Origin of the sequence: Exiguobacterium sp. UBA1053, from assembly GCF_002316465.1 — a bacterium.
In the GTDB taxonomy this organism is placed as follows: Bacteria; Bacillota; Bacilli; order Exiguobacteriales; family Exiguobacteriaceae; genus Exiguobacterium_A; species Exiguobacterium_A abrahamii.
Genome location: NZ_DCDO01000013.1, coordinates 97641 through 117715, shown reverse-complemented (window position 1 = coordinate 117715; position 20075 = coordinate 97641). Strand labels below are relative to the sequence as shown.

Sequence of the window (20075 nt, the reverse complement as noted above, 5' to 3'; positions counted from 1 at the left end):
AATAGGCGGATGACAGAAAGTGGGGCGCTTGCCTTGAAAGAACAACTATTGAATGGCATCATCGAAGAATTAGAACATGGTCACACCTCGGAAGCGTTAGCAGCATTAGAAAAACTCGAAAAGACAGGAACGGATGAGGACCGCCTCGCCGTTGCCGATCTCTATATCGAACTCGGATTGTCTGACCGGGCGGTCGATCTCTTGGCGCCACTTTACGTCGAATATGCGGGTAACGCGGGAGTAGCCTTGTTATTAGCAGAGTGTTATATCGATTTGGATCGCGAAGAAGAAGCGATCTCCGTCCTCGAACAGGTCGACACAATGGACACGGAATATGGTCCGCGTTCTCTCGTATTACTCGCTGACCTCTATCAGTCGCAAGGTCTTGACGAAGTAGCGTTAGCGAAGCTGAAGGAAGCGCGTAACCTTGCACCGGACGAACCGTTACTGGCATACGGTTTGGCTGAGCTCTACATGACGCTCGGTGCGTTTGATCAGGCGGTACCGTTATTCGCCGAAATCGCGGAGCGACCAGAGTTACGTGCTGAATTGCCGCTCGATGCCCTTTACGCGGAATCACTCGCGATGACAGGACAATTTGAAGATGCGATTCCACTGTACGAACGTGCTGTCACAGAACGCTCCGACCTGCATACCTTGTTTGGTCTTGCGATGACGGCTCACCGTGTCGGTCAACATCAAAAAGCGGTCGAGACATTCCAGCAATTGATTGCACAGGATCCGGACTATACGTCGGCGTACGTACCATATGCGGAAAGCCAAGCCGAACTTGGTTTGACAAAAGAAGCACTGAACGTCATCAAACAAGGAATGGAGCGCGACGATTACAATGATGAGTTGCGGACGATGGAAGCCTTGTTCCTTCTGAAACTCGGCGATCGCGCTGGAAGCGTCCAAGCGTTGCGTGAGGCGCTTGCCTTGAATCCGGAATCGATCGTCGCAGCGGAACGTTTGCTGTCGTTACTTGCTGAAGACGAGGACCACGAAGCGATGATCGAGACGATCTCTGCCATCGAAGAACACGTCACGGCTCCGATTCTAACATGGTACCGGGCACGCGCTTTGTATGCCTTAGAGGAATACACGCAAGCGATGGAGAATTATGCGATAGTCGAAGGTGCATTCACGGAAGATGCGCTCTTCTTGAAAGAGTATGGATTCGCACTCGTCGAGGAAGGACGGCGTGAAGAGGGACAACGTCTTCTCCGCCGCGCTGCTAAGTTGACACCAGAAGATAACGAGCTCGTCGACTATGTTGAACGAATGGATGGATGACTTCACGGGAGAAGGGAGTAGGATTGAGATGATAGAGAGAAAGCAGCGATTCTTACGCCGCATCTTGACCTATTACACGTTAAAGCGACGGGAAGCGAAATGGATCATCGATTATTGGCTGCGCAATGAGGCAAAACTCGAGCAAGTACACTTCGTTCAAAATGCGACCTTCGCTCCGAAGGCAATCATCATGACGACATACGGATTCGACGCAGAACCGTTTCTCTTCAAAAAAGGGGATGTCACGACGTTAGATCCAGAAAAAGCTTATCATGACATCCGCCTGACCTCGGAAGATATCTATATCGAGTTGAACTTCCAAGGTATGATGATGGATGACGAGTATTTGTCTTTACTAGAAGAAAATCCGTTTCGCCCAGAAGTTGCTGTTGAACCGCGCTTAGCGGATGAAGCGACACATTTCATCGCGGTCACGGTCAATCGGCAGGAAGAAGAACGTTTAGTCCGCTTGATTGATGAAGCGCTGGATGCACGCGATCAACATCGATTCCACTCTCTTTCCGAACAGTTACGGCTCGTTCGAAGTCAACTTCCTTAACAGAAGGACTCTATTGCCCAGCAGAGGTAGTAGGGTCCTTTCGTATGTGAAGATTTGTGCAAAATATGAAGAAAAATAGAGTGGAATTTCATAAAACGTTCACATTAAGAGAGTAGGAGGAAATGCGGATATGATACATTAAATGTGACGAATTGTAAGTACGAAGAAAGGGGGAAATGACTTGCGTTTCAAACCATCCGACGTACAGCGGACACGAAGCGAGCAAGCGTACATCGATACGCTGATCGTGCCTTTGCTTCCGGTCGGTTTCGATGAGGCGATGCATGCTTACGCGGAATGCGCAGACATGACATTGACGGTGGCGTCCGAAGTCGAACGCCAGCTATCCGGACGGGCGTTGCTCGTTCCTGCTCTGACCTATATCGATGCACCGTCGATCGAACAGTTGGAAGGATGGCGTCAAGCGGCTGCTTCCGGGCAATTCCGTTTCATCACCTTCATCACTGCTGATTTAAGGTGGAAGGAGACTGCCGCCGAAGAGATTATCTACGTGCCACGTCTAGCTCTTGAGACGATGAGTCGTGACCAACAAGGTCAGATGGTCGGGAATTTCGTAGGACAAGTTCTCGAACAGTTAGGAAACCGTTGGACCGCGCTATGAAGCGGTTGACGCAATGATTTTATTAAGATACTATTACCATGTGAGAAATTTGTGTGAAGTACTGTCGTCTTGGGGCACAGCGTACATCACAAGGGGGGATCGAGATGGCTCAAAACGGGTCTAACGTAACACGTCGTCAGTTCTTGACGTATACATTGACAGGCGTCGGCGGTTTCATGGCTGCGACAATGGTCATGCCGATGGTCAACTTCGCAGTTGATCCAGTCCTGAAGAAATCAGGAGCAGGCGATAAAGTAAAAGTAATGAAGTTGTCGGATATCACGACAGAACCAAAACGGGTCGACTTCAAGAAACAAACGCAAGATGCGTGGTATGAGTTCGAAGAAACATTGTCTGCTTGGGTGTTCAAAGATGATAAGGGAGAAATTTTAGCCCTCTCACCAATTTGTAAACACTTAGGTTGCCAAGTCAGCTTCGGCGCAGATCCGACGCACCCGGAGCAATTCTATTGCCCATGTCACTTCGGACGGTATACGAAGGATGGCACGAACGTACCTGGTACGCCTCCGACGAAACCACTCGATGAGTATGAAATGCAACAGAAAGATGGTTACCTCTACCTTGGTAAACCAGTCGAAAGAGGTGCGTAAGCGATGATGCAAAAAATCTATGATTGGATCGATGAGCGCGTTGACATTACGCCGCTTTGGCGAGATATCGCCGATCATGAAGTACCGGAGCACGTCAACCCGGCACATAACTTTTCAGCTTTCGTTTATTGTTTTGGCGGATTGACGTTCTTTACGATCGTCATCCAGATTCTTTCGGGGATGTTCTTGACGATGTATTACGTACCGGACATCATCAACGCACACGCGTCCGTCTACTATCTTCAAAATGAAGTCGCACACGGACAAATCGTTCGTGGTATGCACCACTGGGGTGCGTCGGTCGTTATCGTAATGTTGTTCCTACATACATTACGTGTCTTCTTCACTGGTTCATACAAGAAACCACGTGAATTGAACTGGGTTGTCGGAGTGCTCTTGTTCTTCGTCGTCTTAGCTCTCGGTCTGACAGGATACCTATTGCCTTGGGACATGAAAGCGTTGTTCGCGACAAAAGTTACGATTCAGATTGCTGAAAGTATTCCGGTCATCGGTGGTATCGCGAAGACCCTCCTTGCGGGTGGAGAAATCGTCGGCGCAAGTACAATCGCTCGATTCTTTGCGATTCACGTCTTCTTCCTTCCTGCAGCATTGTTCGTCTTGCTCGGGGCCCACTTCATGATGATCCGTAAACAAGGGATCTCTGGACCACTTTAAACCGACTATCATCTAGACAACAAAAAAGGGGGAGAACACGATGCATCGTGGTAAAGGAATGAAATTCGTCACCGATTCACGGGTGTCGATCAACAACCGGATGCCGAACAAGTCGAAAGACTACTCGGAATATCCAGGTCGAACGGAAGCGTTCTGGCCAAACTTCTTACTTCGCGAATGGATGGTTGGAGCGGTCTTCTTGATCGGCTTCATGACATTGACAATCGTAGAAGCAGCACCACTTCAAAACATTGCCGATCCGACGAATACGTCGTACATTCCACTTCCGGACTGGTACTTCCTATTCCTCTATCAGCTCTTGAAATACCAATTCGCTGCAGGTCCATACATCTTGATGGGAACGGTCATCCTCCCAGGTCTTGCGTTCACAGCACTTCTCGTCGCGCCATGGCTCGACCAAGGTCTTGAACGTCGTCCTGCGAAACGTCCGATCGCAGTCAGCATGATGCTCCTCGCAGTCGTCTCGATCGTCTTCTTGACTTGGGAATCTGTTCAAACGACTCACTGGGATACAATCCATAAACAAGGTGAATTGACGATGAACGAAGGACCAAAAATTGATACATCGGCTAAAGGATTTGAAATTTATTCGAATCAGTCATGTGTCAACTGTCACGGTAAGAACCTCGAGGGTGGCGCAGCAGCTCCGGCACTCGTTGGTACGAAAAAGACAGAAAAAGAAATTTATGATATCGCAGTCAAAGGTATCGGTTCGATGCCTGCTGGTCAGTTCAAAGGATCAGATGCCGATCATAAAGAACTCGCGAAATTCATCGCTTCATACGGTGAAGGCGGCGAAAACAATAAATAAGCCAAAAGCCGGGGGAGCAATCCTCCGGCTTTTGTCGATGATGAGGTGAAACGATTGCAAGGTATTTTGACATTACTCCGACATAAAGCCGTACTCTGGATTGTCGGGTTGATCAACTTAGCAGGCACATTATACGGTTACTACTGGTATGAACCACAACTCGCAACGTCGAAGTGGTATTACTATCCGTTCATTCCGGATAGCCCGACTGCATCCCTGTTCTTTACGATCATCGTCTTTCTTTGGATTTTCGGACGACGTTCTCGCTTGTTTGAAGCGCTTGCGTTCGTGACACTGATTAAATATGGTGTCTGGGCAGTCGTCATGAATGCGTTGATGTTGAATCAACTCGGAACGGAGGATCCGTTCTTAACAGCAATGGCACTGATGTTGATGGTATCGCACGGAGCGATGGCGTTCCAGGCGTTATTATACAGTCCGCTAATGACGTTTCGTGTCAAGGAACTCGTCCTCGTCGCCATCTGGGTCATCCACAACGATGTCGTCGATTATGTTCTTGGTCAGTGGCCGCGTTACCCGGCACTTGCGGAGCATATCCAGTGGATCGGATATGGTTCCTTCTGGTTGACCGGAATATGTCTTTTGATGGGATATCTGCTCGTCGCGCGCGATTCAATTGACAATAAGATCACTTGAACATAAAATAGACCTATAATCAAAAAAAGAAAGGAACGATGTCTCGTGGCAAACTATTTGATCTATCTCGCGATCATCATCATCGTCCCAATCTGGGCTCAGATGCGGGTGCGGAGCACCTATAAAAAATATCAAGATGTTCCGATTCAGAGTGGGGTGACGGGAGCGCAGGTCGCAGACTTCATCATGAAGCAGAACGGCATCACGAACGTCCGTCTTGAGCCAATCGGTGGAACGATGTCCGACCATTATGACCCGACGAACAAAGTCGTTCGTTTGTCGGAAGACGTCTATTACGGTTCGACGGTCTCAGCCGTTTCGATCGCAGCTCACGAAATCGGTCACGTCATTCAAGATGCGACGGATTACAATATGATGCGTGTCCGTCACCGGATTGCACCTGTCGCGTCGATCACGTCGAACTTATCGTTCCCACTGTTGTTGATCGGTCTGTTCGCTGGGTTCAGTGGTCTTGCAATGCTTGGTGTCGTCTTGATGCTTGGTGCCGTCATCTTCCAACTCGTCACGTTACCGGTCGAGTTTGATGCCTCGAATCGAGCGATGGCGCAGTTAACGGAGCATGGTATCATTGATGCCGAAGAAGAACGTGGTTCACGTCGTGTCTTGAATGCAGCAGCTTGGACGTACGTAGCAGCAACACTCGTTGCCGTTGCCGAGTTCCTTCGTCTCGCACTGCTCGTCTTCAACCCGTCAAGTGATGACTAAAACGAAAAACACGGATTGCTCGTTTGAGCGATCCGTGTTTTTTTACGTTTCTTTGATTGGGACCCGATTTTCGTCGAACGTGAAACCTTCTCCTGTTACTTCATAGACGTCATGCAACGTGATGAAGGCGTGCTGGTCGACACTTTTAACGAGCGTCTTCAAGCGATTGATTTCATTGCGAGCGACGACGACGTACAGTACTTCGAGATCCCGTCCAGAGTAACCGCCTTTCGCGATCAGACGGGTCGTGCCACGATTCATCGTCGCATGAATGCCGTCGGCGATTTCCGTCCGGTGATCACTGATGATCATCGCTGCTTTACCAGCATAAGTGCCCTCTTGCATCCAATCGATGACGCGAGCGCCGACGTAGACGGCAAGTAACGTATACATTGCTTGTTTGTAATCGAGATACGTCAAGGATGCGACGATGACGAAGAAATCGAAGATCAAGAATGTTCGACCGATCGACCAACCGAAGTAGCGTTTCGTCAAACGCGCGATGATATCGACACCACCTGTCGTACCGCCGTTGTTGAAAATGATACCAAGACCAACTCCGATGAATACACCCGCAAAAAGCGCAGCAAGCACCATATCGTCGCGCAGGTCGATGACGAGAGGTGAATACTTCGCAATCAATCCATACCAGAAGGAAAAACTGAATGTACCGATCAACGTGTAGACGAAGGTCGTCCGACCAAGAATTTTATAACTGACGAAAAAAAGTGGGACATTCAATACTAAGTTCGTGATCGATGGAGACCATCCGAACAGTCCTTTTAAGATCAAGGTAATCCCAGTAAAACCGCCTTCTGCTAACTCATTTTGAACGTTAAAATGATAAATACCAAAAGCAAAGATGAATGATCCGACCAAAATCCAGAAAATGTTCTGGATCCGAATCGGAAATTGGAATGGAGGTGCCATTTCCGTATGCTCCTTTCAAATCAAGACTCTTTCTCTAGGGTAACGGCACGGTCGGAAAAAGACTAGCTTTTCCTATGAAAATCAGTCGAAAAGTGATCAGTATGGTCATTCCAATTGATATTGCTTAGAATAGAGACGAATAGAAGTCATAAAGAGAGTGTGGTTTTATCATGAAAAAAGCAATTGGGATTCTTTGTTATCCATCCGTCGGCGGGAGTGGGGTCGTCGCGACGGAACTCGGTATGAAATTAGCGGACCGTGGACATGACGTCCACTTCATTACGTCGAGCATGCCGTTTCGCCTGACGGAATATCGGCCAAACATCACGGTCCACTTGGTTGAAGTCAACCAGTATTCCGTTTTTAAATATCCACCATACGACATTACGTTGGCGTCAAAAGTCGCAGAAATCATTGATTTATTCGATCTTGATGTCATCCATGCCCATTACGCCGTTCCGCACGCGGTCTGTGCTGATCTCGGACGAAACATGGCAAAGAAAAAAGGCGTCGCCGTCGTGACGACGTTACACGGGACGGACATCACGGTCATCGGGCAAGACTTAGAGATGCAACCGGCAATTCGGTACGGTATTGAACGATCAGACGCGGTCACGGCCGTCTCCGAGAGTCTAGCGCTTGAGACGAATGCGACGCTTAACGCACACTATGACATCGATGTCATTGCGAACTCGATTGATGAGAGTGTCTATTATCCGATGCGGGATGAACGCTTGAAGCGGCATTACGGCATCGAAGCGGACGAAGTCGTCGTCATTCATATCTCGAACTTCCGACCGGTCAAACGAATCGATGATACGCTTGCAGCGTTCGCCATTGCAGCGAAAGACCGGAAGATGCGTCTGTTACTCGTCGGGGATGGTCCAGAGATGGGACAAACGAGACGTCGCGCAAAGGAACTCGGCATTTACGATAAAGTGATCTTTGCAGGTAAACAGGAACACGTCGCGCAATTGCTCGCTATTAGTGATATTCATGTCCTGTTGTCTGAAAAAGAAGCGTTCGGACTCGTCGTCCTTGAGGCGATGGCAATTGGTGTCCCGAGTGTCGTCTCGACAGCAGGTGGCTTACCGGAAGTCATACAGGACGGATTAACCGGATATATCGTTCCGACTTACGACGTCAAAATGGCTGCGGCACGAATCGGTGAACTCGCGGATGACCCGATGTTACGGGAACGGATGGCAGAAGAGGGCATTCGTGATACGCGTCGTCGTTTTGATTCGAATGAGATCGTCCGTCGTTATGAACAAGTCTATGAACGGGTGTGTGCGCGTCATGAACTTGCTTGAAGGCGCACATCATATCATTCAGACGATCGAACAAGCGGGTGGTGAAGCCTATATCGTCGGTGGCGCTGTTCGCGACATGTTACTCGACCGGACACCAGGAGACTATGATTTAGCGAGCTCGATGTTACCGGAACAAATCATCGACTTATTCCCTGTCGTCATTCCGACAGGACTCGAGCACGGAACCGTGACGGTCGTTCTCAACCACGTGCCGTACGAGATCACGACGTTCCGCTCAGAAGCAACGTACAGCGATCGCCGGCGACCGGATGCGGTAACGCTTGGTGTTAGTTTGGAAGAGGATTTGACCCGGCGAGACTTTACGATCAACGCGATGGCACTCAGACCATCAGGACGTGTCGATCTGTTCGGAGGAGCGCGTGACATCGAAGAGCGAATCATCCGGACGGTCGGCGAACCAGCCGAACGTTTTAATGAAGATGCACTTCGAATGATGCGGGCGTTCCGCTTCATGAGCCAACTGGATTTCTCGCTTGACGAGGCAACTGAACAAGCAATTGTTAAACTCGCTCCGCATCTAGCGGCCGTTGCGATTGAGCGGATCGCGATCGAGTTCGAGAAGCTCTTACTTGGTCCTGGAAAACAGCGGGCGTTACAGGCGATGCTCCGGACAGGAATTGAACGCTACCTCCCCGGCATGACTTCAGAAATCGTCAAAGGACTTGCGCAGCAGTCGTTTCGGGGTGTTTCAAAAGATGCCGTCTGGACACTCGTACTCGATGCCGGTCTCACGCGCGATCATTTGACGCGCTGGAAACGATCGAAACATCAAGTTCATCTCGCAACGCGATTAACACCTCTGTTACACCGACCGTTACAAGACTGGGATCGTTATCAGTTGTCGGACGAAGAACTGATGATCCTTCGGGAAATGACCGGAACGGATTATCCAGAGCGATCAGACTTACCGATTCGCAGTCGTAAAGAGCTCGCTGTCGATGGAAAAGACATGATCCGCCTCGGTCTTCAAAAACAACAGATCAAAGAAGCACTTTTGCATTTGGAATACAGTGTCGTCATGCGCGCTTGCCCAAACGACCGCGTGACATTATTGAAGGAGGTAGAGCGATGGCGCACTCAGTCCGAGAACAAATCTTGATCGCACTTCGTAAGCGGACGTGGTATTCCGGACAGGAATTAGCAGAGACGTTAAATATTTCACGTACCGCTATTTGGAAACATATGCAAATCTTAAAGGAAGAAGGATACCAGATCATCTCGAATAAAAAACAAGGCTATCAATTAGTCGATGAAGGCGATTTGCTGACGCCGATTGCGATTGAACAATGGTTAACGACAGCGCGTCTTGGTCGCCACATCCTTCATTTCGAAGAACTGGACACGACGCAGCGGATTGCACATGAGCAAGCGCAACAGCAAGCGCAGGAAGGAACACTCGTCGTATGCGATCACCAGACGAATGGACGCGGACAGCTAGGGAGAACGTGGCATGAGGCGAAAAATGAGGGCATCGCGATGAGTCTACTCGTCCGACCAGATGTACCGATGCACCAAGCAGGTCAATTAACGCTCGTAGCAGGTATTGCACTTGCACAGTCTCTCCGGACATTCGATGTTCCAGTTACGATTAAATGGCCGAACGACATCTTGATCAACGGTCGTAAGGTGGCAGGCATCTTGACGGAAATGCAGACCGAGGCGGATCGGATCAGTTCAGTCATCATTGGCATCGGCATCAATGTGCATCACGAGCAGTTTCCGGAAGGGATCGAGGACCGTGCTACCTCGCTCGTCCGAGAATCAGGAAGAACTTTCCGACGTGCGGAAGTCGTCGCGACGTTTTTAAATCGATTTGAACGACTATACACGCAGTGGCTCGAGCTAGGATTCGGATCTTTCGTCTCCGAGTGGGAAACACTCGCTGATCGCTTGCATGAACAAGTGACACTACGGACACGTCAGATGACCGCTTCTGGAACATTGCTCGGTATTGACGAGACGGGAACGATTCGGATTGAGACGGAAACGGGGGAGACCCGTTTCCATTCGGCAGAGCTGATTTACTGGGAAAAAGAATAAGGGTTCGAATCAGACGGTTTGCAGAGAGCTTTTCCCGTCATGTATAATAAAACCACGGATGGTATCCGCTCGTCGGAACCATACCGAATTGACAGGTGCCAGTTTTAGCTGTTTCAACTGCCTTGATCTTAACGGACAGGGACAGAAGGACGATATTCAATTATTCCGCCTTCTTTTCCGCATGCATTTATTTTGGAGAAGAAGGCGTTTTCCTTTTGTCCTCCCTACACACGTAAGGAGAGAACACGATGCACACAATGGGTCCATTACTCAAAAAACAACAATCTGGAGAGAAACTCGTCATGTTGACGGCGTATGATTATCCATCAGCAAAACTATCGGAAGCAGCAGGAGTCGATATGTTGCTCGTCGGCGATTCCCTCGGGAACGTCATCCTCGGCTATGATTCAACGATTGCCGTCACGGTCGACGACATGGTTCATCATGCGCGCGCGGTACGCCGCGGCGCACCACAGACGTTCATGATCGTCGATATGCCGTTCGCAAGTTATCATGGTTCATTTGATCGCACGCTTGAATCAGCGGCGCGTATCTTCCAAGAATCGCAGGCAGATGCCTTGAAGCTGGAAGGGGCAGGGGAGATCTTAAAGACGATTCGTCGTTTGACGGACGCTGGGATGCCTTGCGTCGCGCATCTCGGATTAACACCACAATCCGTTGGTGTCCTTGAAGGATTCAAAGTCCAAGGGAAATCATTAGAAGCAGCCGAACAACTGATTGCAGACAGTTTGGAAGCAGAGCGTGCCGGAGCGAAGATGCTCGTCCTCGAATGTGTACCGCATCCGCTCGCGAAACGCATTCAAGAGCTCCTCTCGATTCCGGTCATCGGCATCGGTGCTGGCGCAGACGTCGCCGGTCAAGTACTTGTCTATCATGACATCTTGACGTATGGTGTCGGTCGTTTACCGAAGTTCGTCAAAGCGTACACGGACTGGAATACTTCAGGAACGGAAGCAATCGCTGCTTACGTCAAAGACGTCAAAGCCGGTGCCTTCCCTGAACTAGCACACTCGTTCCAGATGGACGAAGAACTGATTGGTGCGCTTTATGGAGGGACCAAAGAATGAAAATCATCCAGGACGTCCAGACGTTACGCGAACGTTTAGCGGGAGCCGGTTCAATCGGTTTTGTACCGACTATGGGATTCTTGCATGAAGGGCATGCCTCCTTGCTCAAACAAGCACGACAAGAGAACGATGTCGTTGTCTTGAGTATTTTCGTCAACCCGACACAATTCGGACCAAACGAAGATTTAGATCGTTATCCACGAGACGCGGAACGCGATCAGAAGATCGCGGAGGCAGAAGGGGTCGATTATCTGTTCTATCCGACGAACGAGACGATGTATCCGCTGGATATGGCCCGTGTTACGGTCCGCTCCGGTGATGATGTCTTATGCGGCGCATCACGACCAGGACATTTTGATGGTGTCTTGACGGTCGTCAGCAAACTATTGAACGTCGTCCGTCCAACCCGTGCATATTTCGGCTTAAAGGATGCACAACAGCTCGCATTGATTGAAGCGTATGTCGCTGATTACTTTGTTCCGGTTGAGATCGTCCGTTGCCCGATCATTCGCGAAGCGGATGGTCTAGCAAAATCGTCACGCAATGTCTATCTATCGGAAACAGAGCGGGCGCAAGCACCGGGCATCCAGCAGGCGTTGCAACAAGCGAAACAAGCACTCGATCAAGGGGTGCCTGTTGAAACGGTTCTCGAGCGGACGCGCGAAGCACTTCAATTCGAAGGGACGACGATCGATTACGTCGAAGCCGTCGACTACCCGTCACTAAGACCCGTCACTGAACAAACGACTACGATTCTCTTAGCTGTCGCCGTGCAGTTTGCATCGGCACGCTTGATCGATAATTTACTATATACGAGAGGAGCATGACGATGTTACGCACATTCATGCACGCTAAACTACACAAAGCTCGGGTCACCGAGGCAAACTTACACTATGTTGGTTCGATTACGATCGATGAAGATTTACTCGATGCTGTCGGGATTCTTGAAAATGAAAAAGTCCAAGTGACGAACAATCAGAACGGTGCACGGATTGAAACGTATGCGATTAAAGGTGCTCGTGGTTCAGGTGTCATCTGTTTGAACGGTGCGGCAGCTCGCCATTTCCAAGTCGGAGATGAGGTCATCATCATGGCGTACGCGCAACTATCGACGGAAGAAATCGCGACACATGTTCCAAAAGTGGCTGTTCTAAATGAACAGAACGACATCAAACAAATGTTGTCTCAAGAAATCGCCCACACGATCTTATGAAATTTTAGAGACCCGATCATGTCAGCGGGTCTCTTTTTTTGTTAAGATGAAGAATGAAATGCCATCCGGTCATGGAGAGGATGGATAAAAGGTGGAGGATCAGTGTTGAAGAAAAAGTACGTCGTAGTCGACCTGGAAACGACAGGTCATTCCATAAAGGCTGGCGATGAGATGATTGAGATCGGCATGGCGGTCATTGAAGATGGACAGTTGACAGAACAATTGTCTGCCTTCGTGCGTCCGACCCAACCGATTCCTCCGTTCATTTCCCAGTTGACGGGCATCACGGATGAGGATGTCAAAGAGGCCCAGACATTCGATGTCATCGCACCGCGTGTCTTATCATTGCTCGATGGTGGTGTCTTCGTCGCACATAATGTGCAGTTCGATTTAAACTTCTTAAACGATGCGTTAGAAGAGGAAGGATACTTGCCGTACACAGGTCCTGTCATCGATACGGTCGAACTCGCACGAATCTTACTTCCGACAGCAGAAAGCCACGCGCTGTCGCATCTGTCAGAGTCATTACACCTTGCCCATCAAGAAGCGCACCGGGCAGGGAGTGACGCTTCGGCGACGGCTGAATTGTTGCTTGAACTACTCAAACGACTACATACGTTGCCGCTTGAGACATTGAAGCACTTAAGACGTTTATCACCACGCCTGTTCAGTGCCATCGAAGAGGAAATCGACCATGCGATTCGTTTAGTCGGCATCGAGGAGGATTCACAGTTTGATCGTTTTCGAAAAATCGCTTTGAAAAAGCGCCAGACGACAGAGCGGTTGGCACATCCACCCGTTCTTGAACCGTTCGGACCATTCGTTGATGAATTGAATGCCGTGACGTTCCCTCGTTTATTCGAAGGATATGAAGAGCGACGTGGGCAGCTCGAGATGATGCGTCATGTCTATCAATCGCTCGATCAAGAAACGCCGTTACTCGTCGAAGCGGGAACGGGAACCGGGAAATCGCTCGGTTATCTTGTTCCGGCAGCGCATTACGCGCTCGAACATGAAGTCCCGATCGTCGTCAGTACGCACACGATTCAATTGCAGGAGCAACTGTTCGCGCGTGATTTACCGCTCTTGCGTCAACTGTTCGATGCGCCGGTCCAGATTGCATTGCTTAAGGGACGAAGTAACTATATTGATTTACGGAAATTCGAATTTTTCTTGAATGATCAAGAGGATGCTTATAACTTCACGCTCGCAAAAGCGATTCTGCTCGTCTGGTTGACGGAGACGGAAACGGGAGATTTAGAGGAAGTCAGCTTACCAGGCGGTGCAGCGCAAGGCAATATCGGCATTAAACAGTTGATCCAGTCTGATAGCCAATCGCAGCTCGGACGATTTGACCCGTGGTACAGCCGGGACTTCTTCCAACATGCGATTCGCCAAGCAAAGGATGCGACGATCATCGTCACGAACCATGCCTTGTTGTTTAGTGACCTGCAGTTCGAAGCAGGGGTCTTGCCGAAAGGAAGTCCGTTGATTCTTGACGAGGCACACCAAATCGAAGAAGTCGCGAGCCATCATTTTGGTCTTGTCTTTGATGGACATACGTTTGATCGTCTGTTCCGACAACTCGGGTATTCGTCCGATAAAAAATTATTACACCGCTTGCTCGATCTGTCGGAAGAATGGGACATCGCCGAGATGGTCGAAGCCCATAGTGAGACAGTCGATGAGGCACTGACGACGTTACTCGAAGAAGCAGACGGTCTATTGATGATCATTCAAGCGTACGGGCTTGAACTGGCTTCCCGCAAAGCACGACGGGAAGGAATGGTCAGCATTCGCTTCAAGCGACTCGACCGTTCGATGCGTGCCGTCCAGGAAAGTGCCAAGCGGGTTGAATTGGTGTTGCGGCGTTTGCGTCAAGCAATCCGGGCGATCCATAAACTGTTCCATGAACACCGGGAGCAGATGAGTTATCGCGAACGCTCACTCGTCGCGGATTTAAAAGCGATCACGTCACAAATCGAAGAAGCGGAACTCGCCATCTTTGAGACGATGCTTGCCCCGCACGATGAGACGGTATCTTGGATCGAGACGTCTGTTAAGAACCGGAAACTAACACGGGTCTACACACAACCAATCGACATTTCAGAGCGACTGCGACGCGATGTCTTTTCGAAACGGACGTGTATCCTGACGTCTGCGACGCTGACAGTCTCGAACAAGTTCCAGTTCATTGAGAACCGTTTAGGGCTCGATGCGTTTGAGACACGTCGTTTCGTCGTTCCGTCGCCGTTCGGATATGCCGATAACGTGCGATTGATGATTCCGACGGATCTCCCGCTCCTACAGGATGTACCATTGCCGGAATTCGCAGAGACGATTGCGGAAGCCATCTTACAAATCGCAGAGGTGACGGAAGGACGGATGCTCGTCTTGTTTACCTCAAATGACTTGCTAAGACTGACGCATGAAGCGACGAAACCGCTGTTACCTGACCGGTTTACGTTACTCTCGCAAGGGGTCACGCAAGGTTCACGGCAACGACTGATGAAACAGTTCAAGCAACTCGACGCCTGTATCTTGTTCGGGACGGCTAGCTTTTGGGAAGGGGTCGATATCCCAGGAGATGATCTCAGTTGTCTCGTCATCGTCCGACTACCGTTCGCGCCACCGGATCAACCGATCGTCCAGGCACGCTCGGAACGGATCGAAAAACTCGGGAAATCATCATTTTTCGAATACAGCTTACCGCAAGCGATCATTCGCTTTAAGCAAGGCTTTGGTCGCTTGATCCGGACGACGAACGACCGAGGTGTCGTCTTCGTACTTGATCGCCGGATTGAGACGACGCGTTATGGAAAACGGTTCGTCACGAGTCTGCCGAAAGTACCTGTTTTATCAAAACCACTTGATGAACTGACGGCAGAACTAGAATTGTTCTTGAATGATGGCGATTAAGTCTATTCAGATAAACCCTATCGCATTATAATAGATAGAGAAAAATGAGGGAGGACATACAGATGGATTCAAAAATTGAAACACTTGCGACCGTCAAAGTGAACCGCCATGACGATACGTATAAAATCGTCGACTTGTTGAATCGGACACTGAAAACGGAAGATTTAATGTTCGGTCTTGCTCTCGATGAAAAAGACAAGGAGCAGATGGTCTTTACCATCTACCGCACATGAAGTGGAAAATCACGCTTGGTCTGCTAAGTGCACTCATCCTTTTGACTGTACTTGGCACCGCCGTTTATCAGGTGACGATCGCTGAGGCAAAAGACCGGGAACAAAGCGTCGCCGAACAAGCAGAGGCGCGTTTGAAAAAAGAACTCAAACCGACGGACGTCCGGTTCGAATCTGTCTTTAACGGGAAACGCCAATATGTCGTTTTTACGATGAAGCAGAACGGACAGGCGGTACGGGCGTTCGTTCCGAAAAAAGGAACGATCGAGACACGACCGGTTGCTGATGGTATTGCCATCAAAACGGTCATCGCGGATCATCCGGAACTAGGAGACATCGTGTCTGCTAAGTACGGCTTTGAGGATCGTGCCGTCATCGAGATCGTTTCAAAGACGACGACAGGCTATGATTATTCGTATTACACGTATCAAGAAGGTTCTTTCATCAAACGATTACGAATCAAGTAAAGGGAGTGGGCGACATGTTATCGAAACGCGTACGACAATTGACACCATCTACGACGCTAGCCATCACAGCGAAAGCCAAGGCACTACGTGAAGAAGGTCAAGACATCATCGGTTTAGGTGCGGGAGAGCCCGACTTCAATACACCGGAATTCATCATCCAAGCAGCATTCGAGGCAGCAGAAGCGGGCGATACGAAGTATACGCCGTCTGGCGGAACGGTTGCCTTGAAGGATGCAATCATCGAAAAGACACGCCGTGACTTATGGATGCCATACGAACGCTCAGAAGTCATGGTCGCTTCAGGAGCAAAGCATGCACTTTCGACGTTATTCCAAGCGATTCTCGATCCAGGCGATGAAGTCATCGTCCCAGCACCATACTGGGTCAGTTATCCAGAGCAAATTAAACTCAGTGACGGCGTACCGGTCATTTTAGAAACGGACGAATCGTCTCGCTTCAAAGTGACGCGAGAATTGCTCGAGCAACATATCACTCCGAAGACGAAAGCGCTTGTTTTGAATTCGCCATCGAATCCAACAGGAATGGTCTATTCGAAAGAAGAGCTCGAGATGGTAGCAGATGTTGCGATCAAACACGATCTACTCGTCATCAGTGATGAGATTTATGAAAAGTTGCTCTATAACGGTGCGACACATATCTCGATCGCGTCCTTGCCAGAGATGCGCGAACGGACAGTCATCATCAATGGTGTCTCGAAGTCCCATGCGATGACAGGCTGGCGGATCGGCTATGCAATCGGACCGAAGGAGATCATCTCAGCGATGACGAACTTAGCGAGCCATTCGACGTCGAACCCGACATCGATTGCGCAAGCCGCATCGGTTGCTGCGTATGCAGAGGGTGATGCACCGGTTGAAGCGATGCGTGTCATCTTTGAAGAACGACTTGAAAAAATTTATGCGCGACTCATCGAGATCGAAGGATTAACGTGTCTGAAGCCGGAAGGGGCATTCTACTTGTTCCCACATGCAAAGCAAGCTGCCGAGATGTGTGGATTCGATAATGTCGATGACTGGTGTACAGCTGTTTTATCTGAAGCGAAGGTCGCTTTGATTCCAGGTTCAGGATTTGGTGCACCGGACTATGTCCGCTTATCTTACGCAACAGATCCGGCACGTGTCCTAGAGGCACTCGACCGGATTGAAGGATTCATCACGGCACATACAGCCGTTTAATAGAGAGAGGATGTTGACTGTTGAAAGCAATGATTCGGGATGTAAACAAATATGTAGGAGAAGAAGTGACGATCGGGTGTTGGTTAGCAAACAAACGCTCAAGCGGTAAAATCGCCTTCCTCCAACTTCGGGATGGCTCGGGATTCATGCAAGGTGTCGTCGTCAAAGAAACGGTCGGTGAAGACTTATTCAAACAAGCAAAAGGTCTAACGCAGGAATCATCACTCTGGGTGACAGGTGTCATCAAATCAGATGGCGGTCGGACAGCGATTGGTCATGAAATGGAAATTTCAAAAATCGAAGTCATCCATGAAGCAATCGATTACCCGATCACACCAAAAGCACACGGAACGGACTTCTTGATGGATAACCGTCACCTCTGGTTACGTTCAAAGCGTCAGCATGCGGTCATGGTCGTTCGGAACGAATTGATTCGTGCGACGTACGAATTCTTCAACCAAGAAGGATTCATCAAAGTGGATCCGCCAATCTTGACAGGTAGCGCGCCAGAAGGAACAACCGAATTGTTCCACACGAAATATTTTGATGAAGATGCGTACCTTTCACAATCTGGTCAGCTTTACATGGAAGCGGCAGCAATGGCACTTGGAAAGGTCTTCTCGTTCGGTCCGACGTTCCGTGCTGAAAAATCAAAAACACGTCGTCACTTGATCGAATTCTGGATGATGGAGCCGGAAATGGCATTCCACGATCATGAGATGAACCTCGAAGTCCAAGAAAACTATGTTTCGCACCTTGTGCAATCAGCGCTGAAAAACTGCCGTGCGGAGCTTGAGTTGCTTGGACGTGACTTGACGGTCCTTGAAAACATTAAAGCACCGTTCCCGCGCGTCAAGTACACTGAAGCAATTGACATGCTCAAGGAGCAAGGATTCGACGATATCGAATTCGGCGATGACTTTGGTGCACCACACGAAACAGCAATCGCAAACAGCTTCGCACGTCCTGTCTTCATCACGCACTGGCCAAAAGCAATCAAACCGTTCTACATGAAAGAAGATCCGGAAAACCCAGACTTCGTCTTGTGTGATGATTTGATTGCCCCTGAAGGATACGGGGAAATCGTCGGTGGTTCACAACGTGAAGAAGATCATGACAAACTCCTCGCAGAGATGAAAAAACATGGTCTTGACGAGACAGGTGCTTATAAATGGTATCTCGAAACACGCCAATACGGTTCTGTTCCACACAGTGGTTTCGGTCTTGGTTTAGAGCGGACAGTCGCTTGGATCACAGGTGTCGAGCACGTTCGGGAAACGATTCCGTTCCCACGTTTGCTGAACCGCCTCTATCCATAAGCAGTAAGGAAAAACATCGACCCATCGTCTCGACGGGTCGATTTCTTGTTTAGACTAGAGAATCGAGGAAATACGATGAATCATAATTTAGTGCAATTATTCGAGGAAGGGACGGTCGTCTTACCGAAACGATTGTTCACCGAGGCAAAACGGTTAGGCATCAGTTTTGTCGAGTTCACGTTGATTGGTCAACTGTTTGCTTGCCGGGCAGAAGGCATGGAAATGCCATCACCGGAAGAGTTAAGTAATCGACTTGGACTATCCGAGACGGAAACGATCGAGACGACACTCGGTTTATTACAAAAAGGATTACTGGCAATGGAAAACGTCAACGGATCAGAACGTTATTCGCTTGTTCCGCTTTACGAAAAGCTGATGGCACCACCGGAACAGGAAGCACCGAACTTTGATACGATTAATCCGTCCGTCTTCCAACAATTCGAGCGGGAACTCGGTATGATGTCACCGTTTCAGATGGAGCAGATCATTCAGTGGCTGACGATCGAGAACATTTCGGAAGAGCTGGTACTTGCCGCACTTCGAGAAGCTGTCTATCATAATGTCCGTAAAATGACCTATATCAATCAAATTCTGCGGACGTGGGAACGCGAAGGGATCAAGACGCTTGAGGATCTCGCAGGGCGGGGAGGTTAAGGAGATGTTACGGAAGGCAGAAATCGATCGGATTGAAGCAACGTTAGAAGAGATGTTTCCGGATGCATTTTGTGAATTGATTCACCGCAATCCGTTTGAACTGGTCGTCGCGGTCGCACTCAGTGCGCAAGCGACCGATGTGCTTGTCAATCAGGTGACGCCTGGATTATTCGCAGCGTATCCGGATCCTGCTTCGCTTGCAGCAGCACCCGTCGAGGAAATCGAGGACAAAATCAAACGACTTGGATTGTACCGAAATAAAGCCAAAAACATCAAGGCGCTTGCGGCACAACTCCTTGCGCAACACGACGGAGAAGTCCCGACGGAACGCGCCGGGCTCGAAGCCTTACCTGGCGTTGGACGTAAGACGGCGAACGTCGTCCTGTCTGTCGCTTTCGATGTACCGGCATTTGCGGTCGATACACATGTCGAACGTGTCTCGAAACGCCTCGGGATTTGTCGCTGGAAGGATAATGTCACGCAGGTCGAAGCGACACTGATGCGTCGCTTCAAACGGGAGCGCTGGTCAAAGCTCCACCATCAATTCATCTTCTTTGGACGTTATCACTGCAAGGCACAACGTCCGAATTGTGAAGCGTGCCCGCTGCTCGACATGTGTCGAGAGGGGAAAAAGCGGACAAAAGGAATCGCTACACCCTAAAAGGTACAAAATCAAAAAAAAAGAATGACTCGTCACACGCAACTCC

The 20075-nt window shown here is 49.5% G+C and carries 22 protein-coding genes; 21 read left to right on the top strand and 1 reads right to left on the bottom strand.

Annotated elements, in window-relative coordinates:
• The first annotated feature begins 9 nt into the window (after nt 1-9).
• The 8 genes from B3G15_RS08375 to B3G15_RS08340 all read left to right on the top strand — a co-directional run bounded on the left by B3G15_RS08375 (nt 10) and on the right by B3G15_RS08340 (nt 5978).
• Nucleotides 10-1296 (top strand): tetratricopeptide repeat protein, encoded by a 1287-nt coding sequence (locus B3G15_RS08375; protein ID WP_290719956.1) that lies wholly within the window; start codon nt 10-12, stop codon nt 1294-1296.
• Between the two features lie 28 nt (nt 1297-1324).
• On the top strand, nt 1325-1855 hold the full coding sequence (locus B3G15_RS08370; protein WP_029342003.1) for a ReoY family proteolytic degradation factor: 531 nt from the start codon (nt 1325-1327) through the stop codon (nt 1853-1855).
• A 181-nt stretch (nt 1856-2036) separates the two neighbouring features.
• Nucleotides 2037-2477, top strand: coding sequence for a DUF2487 family protein (locus B3G15_RS08365; protein WP_023468632.1), 441 nt, complete (start codon nt 2037-2039; stop codon nt 2475-2477).
• 104 nt (nt 2478-2581) lie between these two features.
• Nucleotides 2582-3088, top strand: coding sequence for a ubiquinol-cytochrome c reductase iron-sulfur subunit (locus B3G15_RS08360; RefSeq protein WP_035396830.1), 507 nt, complete (start codon nt 2582-2584; stop codon nt 3086-3088).
• Nucleotides 3089-3091: 3 nt separating this feature from the next.
• Nucleotides 3092-3763: a menaquinol-cytochrome c reductase cytochrome b subunit gene (gene qcrB, locus B3G15_RS08355; RefSeq protein ID WP_012370658.1), complete on the top strand. Its 672-nt coding sequence runs from the start codon at nt 3092-3094 to the stop codon at nt 3761-3763.
• A gap of 40 nt (nt 3764-3803) precedes the next feature.
• Nucleotides 3804-4595 carry a menaquinol-cytochrome c reductase cytochrome b/c subunit gene (locus B3G15_RS08350; protein WP_055968607.1) on the top strand — a complete coding sequence of 264 codons (792 nt, stop codon included), beginning with the start codon at nt 3804-3806 and terminating at the stop codon, nt 4593-4595.
• Between the two features lie 54 nt (nt 4596-4649).
• Entirely contained in the window at nt 4650-5252 is a 603-nt protein-coding gene (locus tag B3G15_RS08345; protein WP_251138171.1) for a DUF1405 domain-containing protein, read from the top strand.
• 45 nt (nt 5253-5297) lie between these two features.
• The gene (locus tag B3G15_RS08340; protein WP_023468628.1) at nt 5298-5978 is read left to right on the top strand and encodes a zinc metallopeptidase; all 681 of its coding nucleotides are present in this window, start codon (nt 5298-5300) and stop codon (nt 5976-5978) included.
• A gap of 42 nt (nt 5979-6020) precedes the next feature.
• On the opposite strand, the gene B3G15_RS08335 is transcribed toward B3G15_RS08340, so the two are convergent.
• The gene (locus B3G15_RS08335) at nt 6021-6908 is read right to left on the bottom strand and encodes a YitT family protein (RefSeq protein WP_029342000.1); all 888 of its coding nucleotides are present in this window, start codon (nt 6906-6908) and stop codon (nt 6021-6023) included.
• A 170-nt stretch (nt 6909-7078) separates the two neighbouring features.
• On the opposite strand from B3G15_RS08335, the gene bshA reads away from it, so the two are divergent.
• The 13 genes from bshA (at nt 7079) to nth (ending at nt 20029) form a co-directional block, all read left to right on the top strand.
• A complete protein-coding gene (gene bshA / locus B3G15_RS08330) occupies nt 7079-8221 on the top strand; it encodes an N-acetyl-alpha-D-glucosaminyl L-malate synthase BshA (protein ID WP_050677434.1) in 1143 nt (380 codons plus the stop codon).
• The gene (locus B3G15_RS08325) at nt 8208-9341 is read left to right on the top strand and encodes a CCA tRNA nucleotidyltransferase (protein WP_290719929.1); all 1134 of its coding nucleotides are present in this window, start codon (nt 8208-8210) and stop codon (nt 9339-9341) included. Before bshA ends, B3G15_RS08325 begins: the two co-directional genes overlap by 14 nt.
• The gene (locus tag B3G15_RS08320; protein WP_290719927.1) at nt 9311-10282 is read left to right on the top strand and encodes a biotin--[acetyl-CoA-carboxylase] ligase; all 972 of its coding nucleotides are present in this window, start codon (nt 9311-9313) and stop codon (nt 10280-10282) included. Before B3G15_RS08325 ends, B3G15_RS08320 begins: the two co-directional genes overlap by 31 nt.
• Before the next feature lie 248 nt (nt 10283-10530).
• Nucleotides 10531-11370, top strand: coding sequence for a 3-methyl-2-oxobutanoate hydroxymethyltransferase (panB, locus tag B3G15_RS08315; protein ID WP_290719924.1), 840 nt, complete (start codon nt 10531-10533; stop codon nt 11368-11370).
• Nucleotides 11367-12197 carry a pantoate--beta-alanine ligase gene (panC, locus tag B3G15_RS08310; RefSeq protein ID WP_290719921.1) on the top strand — a complete coding sequence of 277 codons (831 nt, stop codon included), beginning with the start codon at nt 11367-11369 and terminating at the stop codon, nt 12195-12197. Before panB ends, panC begins: the two co-directional genes overlap by 4 nt.
• 2 nt (nt 12198-12199) lie before the next feature.
• The gene (gene panD / locus B3G15_RS08305) at nt 12200-12583 is read left to right on the top strand and encodes an aspartate 1-decarboxylase (RefSeq protein ID WP_029341994.1); all 384 of its coding nucleotides are present in this window, start codon (nt 12200-12202) and stop codon (nt 12581-12583) included.
• Nucleotides 12584-12688: 105 nt separating this feature from the next.
• Complete coding sequence (dinG, locus tag B3G15_RS08300; protein WP_290719916.1) at nt 12689-15502, top strand: ATP-dependent DNA helicase DinG; 2814 nt, start codon at nt 12689-12691, stop codon at nt 15500-15502.
• Between the two features lie 62 nt (nt 15503-15564).
• Nucleotides 15565-15735 (top strand): YpmA family protein, encoded by a 171-nt coding sequence (locus tag B3G15_RS08295; protein ID WP_012370646.1) that lies wholly within the window; start codon nt 15565-15567, stop codon nt 15733-15735.
• Entirely contained in the window at nt 15732-16199 is a 468-nt protein-coding gene (locus B3G15_RS08290; RefSeq protein WP_023468619.1) for a hypothetical protein, read from the top strand. Before B3G15_RS08295 ends, B3G15_RS08290 begins: the two co-directional genes overlap by 4 nt.
• 14 nt (nt 16200-16213) lie before the next feature.
• Nucleotides 16214-17395 carry a pyridoxal phosphate-dependent aminotransferase gene (locus tag B3G15_RS08285; protein ID WP_214854399.1) on the top strand — a complete coding sequence of 394 codons (1182 nt, stop codon included), beginning with the start codon at nt 16214-16216 and terminating at the stop codon, nt 17393-17395.
• Nucleotides 17396-17424: 29 nt separating this feature from the next.
• Nucleotides 17425-18714, top strand: coding sequence for an asparagine--tRNA ligase (asnS, locus tag B3G15_RS08280; protein ID WP_290721746.1), 1290 nt, complete (start codon nt 17425-17427; stop codon nt 18712-18714).
• A gap of 75 nt (nt 18715-18789) precedes the next feature.
• A complete protein-coding gene (locus tag B3G15_RS08275) occupies nt 18790-19368 on the top strand; it encodes a DnaD domain-containing protein (protein ID WP_023468616.1) in 579 nt (192 codons plus the stop codon).
• 4 nt (nt 19369-19372) lie between these two features.
• Nucleotides 19373-20029, top strand: a complete 657-nt coding sequence (gene nth, locus B3G15_RS08270) for an endonuclease III (protein WP_058704905.1) — start codon at nt 19373-19375, stop codon at nt 20027-20029.
• The last annotated feature ends 46 nt before the right edge of the window (nt 20030-20075 follow it).

Bases quoted from the DNA above. Each gene is read 5' to 3' on its own strand.
- B3G15_RS08320 (WP_290719927.1), top strand. From the start codon at position 9,311: ATGGCGCACTCAGTCCGAGAACAAATCTTGATCGCACTTCGTAAGCGG.
- B3G15_RS08275 (WP_023468616.1), top strand. From the start codon at position 18,790: ATGAATCATAATTTAGTGCAATTATTCGAGGAAGGGACGGTCGTCTTA.
- B3G15_RS08350 (WP_055968607.1), top strand. From the start codon at position 3,804: ATGCATCGTGGTAAAGGAATGAAATTCGTCACCGATTCACGGGTGTCG.
- B3G15_RS08325 (WP_290719929.1), top strand. From the start codon at position 8,208: ATGAACTTGCTTGAAGGCGCACATCATATCATTCAGACGATCGAACAA.
- B3G15_RS08375 (WP_290719956.1), top strand. From the start codon at position 10: ATGACAGAAAGTGGGGCGCTTGCCTTGAAAGAACAACTATTGAATGGC.
- panC (WP_290719921.1), top strand. From the start codon at position 11,367: ATGAAAATCATCCAGGACGTCCAGACGTTACGCGAACGTTTAGCGGGA.
- panB (WP_290719924.1), top strand. From the start codon at position 10,531: ATGCACACAATGGGTCCATTACTCAAAAAACAACAATCTGGAGAGAAA.
- B3G15_RS08290 (WP_023468619.1), top strand. From the start codon at position 15,732: ATGAAGTGGAAAATCACGCTTGGTCTGCTAAGTGCACTCATCCTTTTG.
- B3G15_RS08295 (WP_012370646.1), top strand. From the start codon at position 15,565: ATGGATTCAAAAATTGAAACACTTGCGACCGTCAAAGTGAACCGCCAT.
- asnS (WP_290721746.1), top strand. From the start codon at position 17,425: ATGATTCGGGATGTAAACAAATATGTAGGAGAAGAAGTGACGATCGGG.
- B3G15_RS08335 (WP_029342000.1), bottom strand. From the start codon at position 6,908: ATGGCACCTCCATTCCAATTTCCGATTCGGATCCAGAACATTTTCTGG.
- B3G15_RS08285 (WP_214854399.1), top strand. From the start codon at position 16,214: ATGTTATCGAAACGCGTACGACAATTGACACCATCTACGACGCTAGCC.
- panD (WP_029341994.1), top strand. From the start codon at position 12,200: ATGTTACGCACATTCATGCACGCTAAACTACACAAAGCTCGGGTCACC.
- qcrB (WP_012370658.1), top strand. From the start codon at position 3,092: ATGATGCAAAAAATCTATGATTGGATCGATGAGCGCGTTGACATTACG.
- B3G15_RS08370 (WP_029342003.1), top strand. From the start codon at position 1,325: ATGATAGAGAGAAAGCAGCGATTCTTACGCCGCATCTTGACCTATTAC.
- bshA (WP_050677434.1), top strand. From the start codon at position 7,079: ATGAAAAAAGCAATTGGGATTCTTTGTTATCCATCCGTCGGCGGGAGT.
- B3G15_RS08360 (WP_035396830.1), top strand. From the start codon at position 2,582: ATGGCTCAAAACGGGTCTAACGTAACACGTCGTCAGTTCTTGACGTAT.
- nth (WP_058704905.1), top strand. From the start codon at position 19,373: ATGTTACGGAAGGCAGAAATCGATCGGATTGAAGCAACGTTAGAAGAG.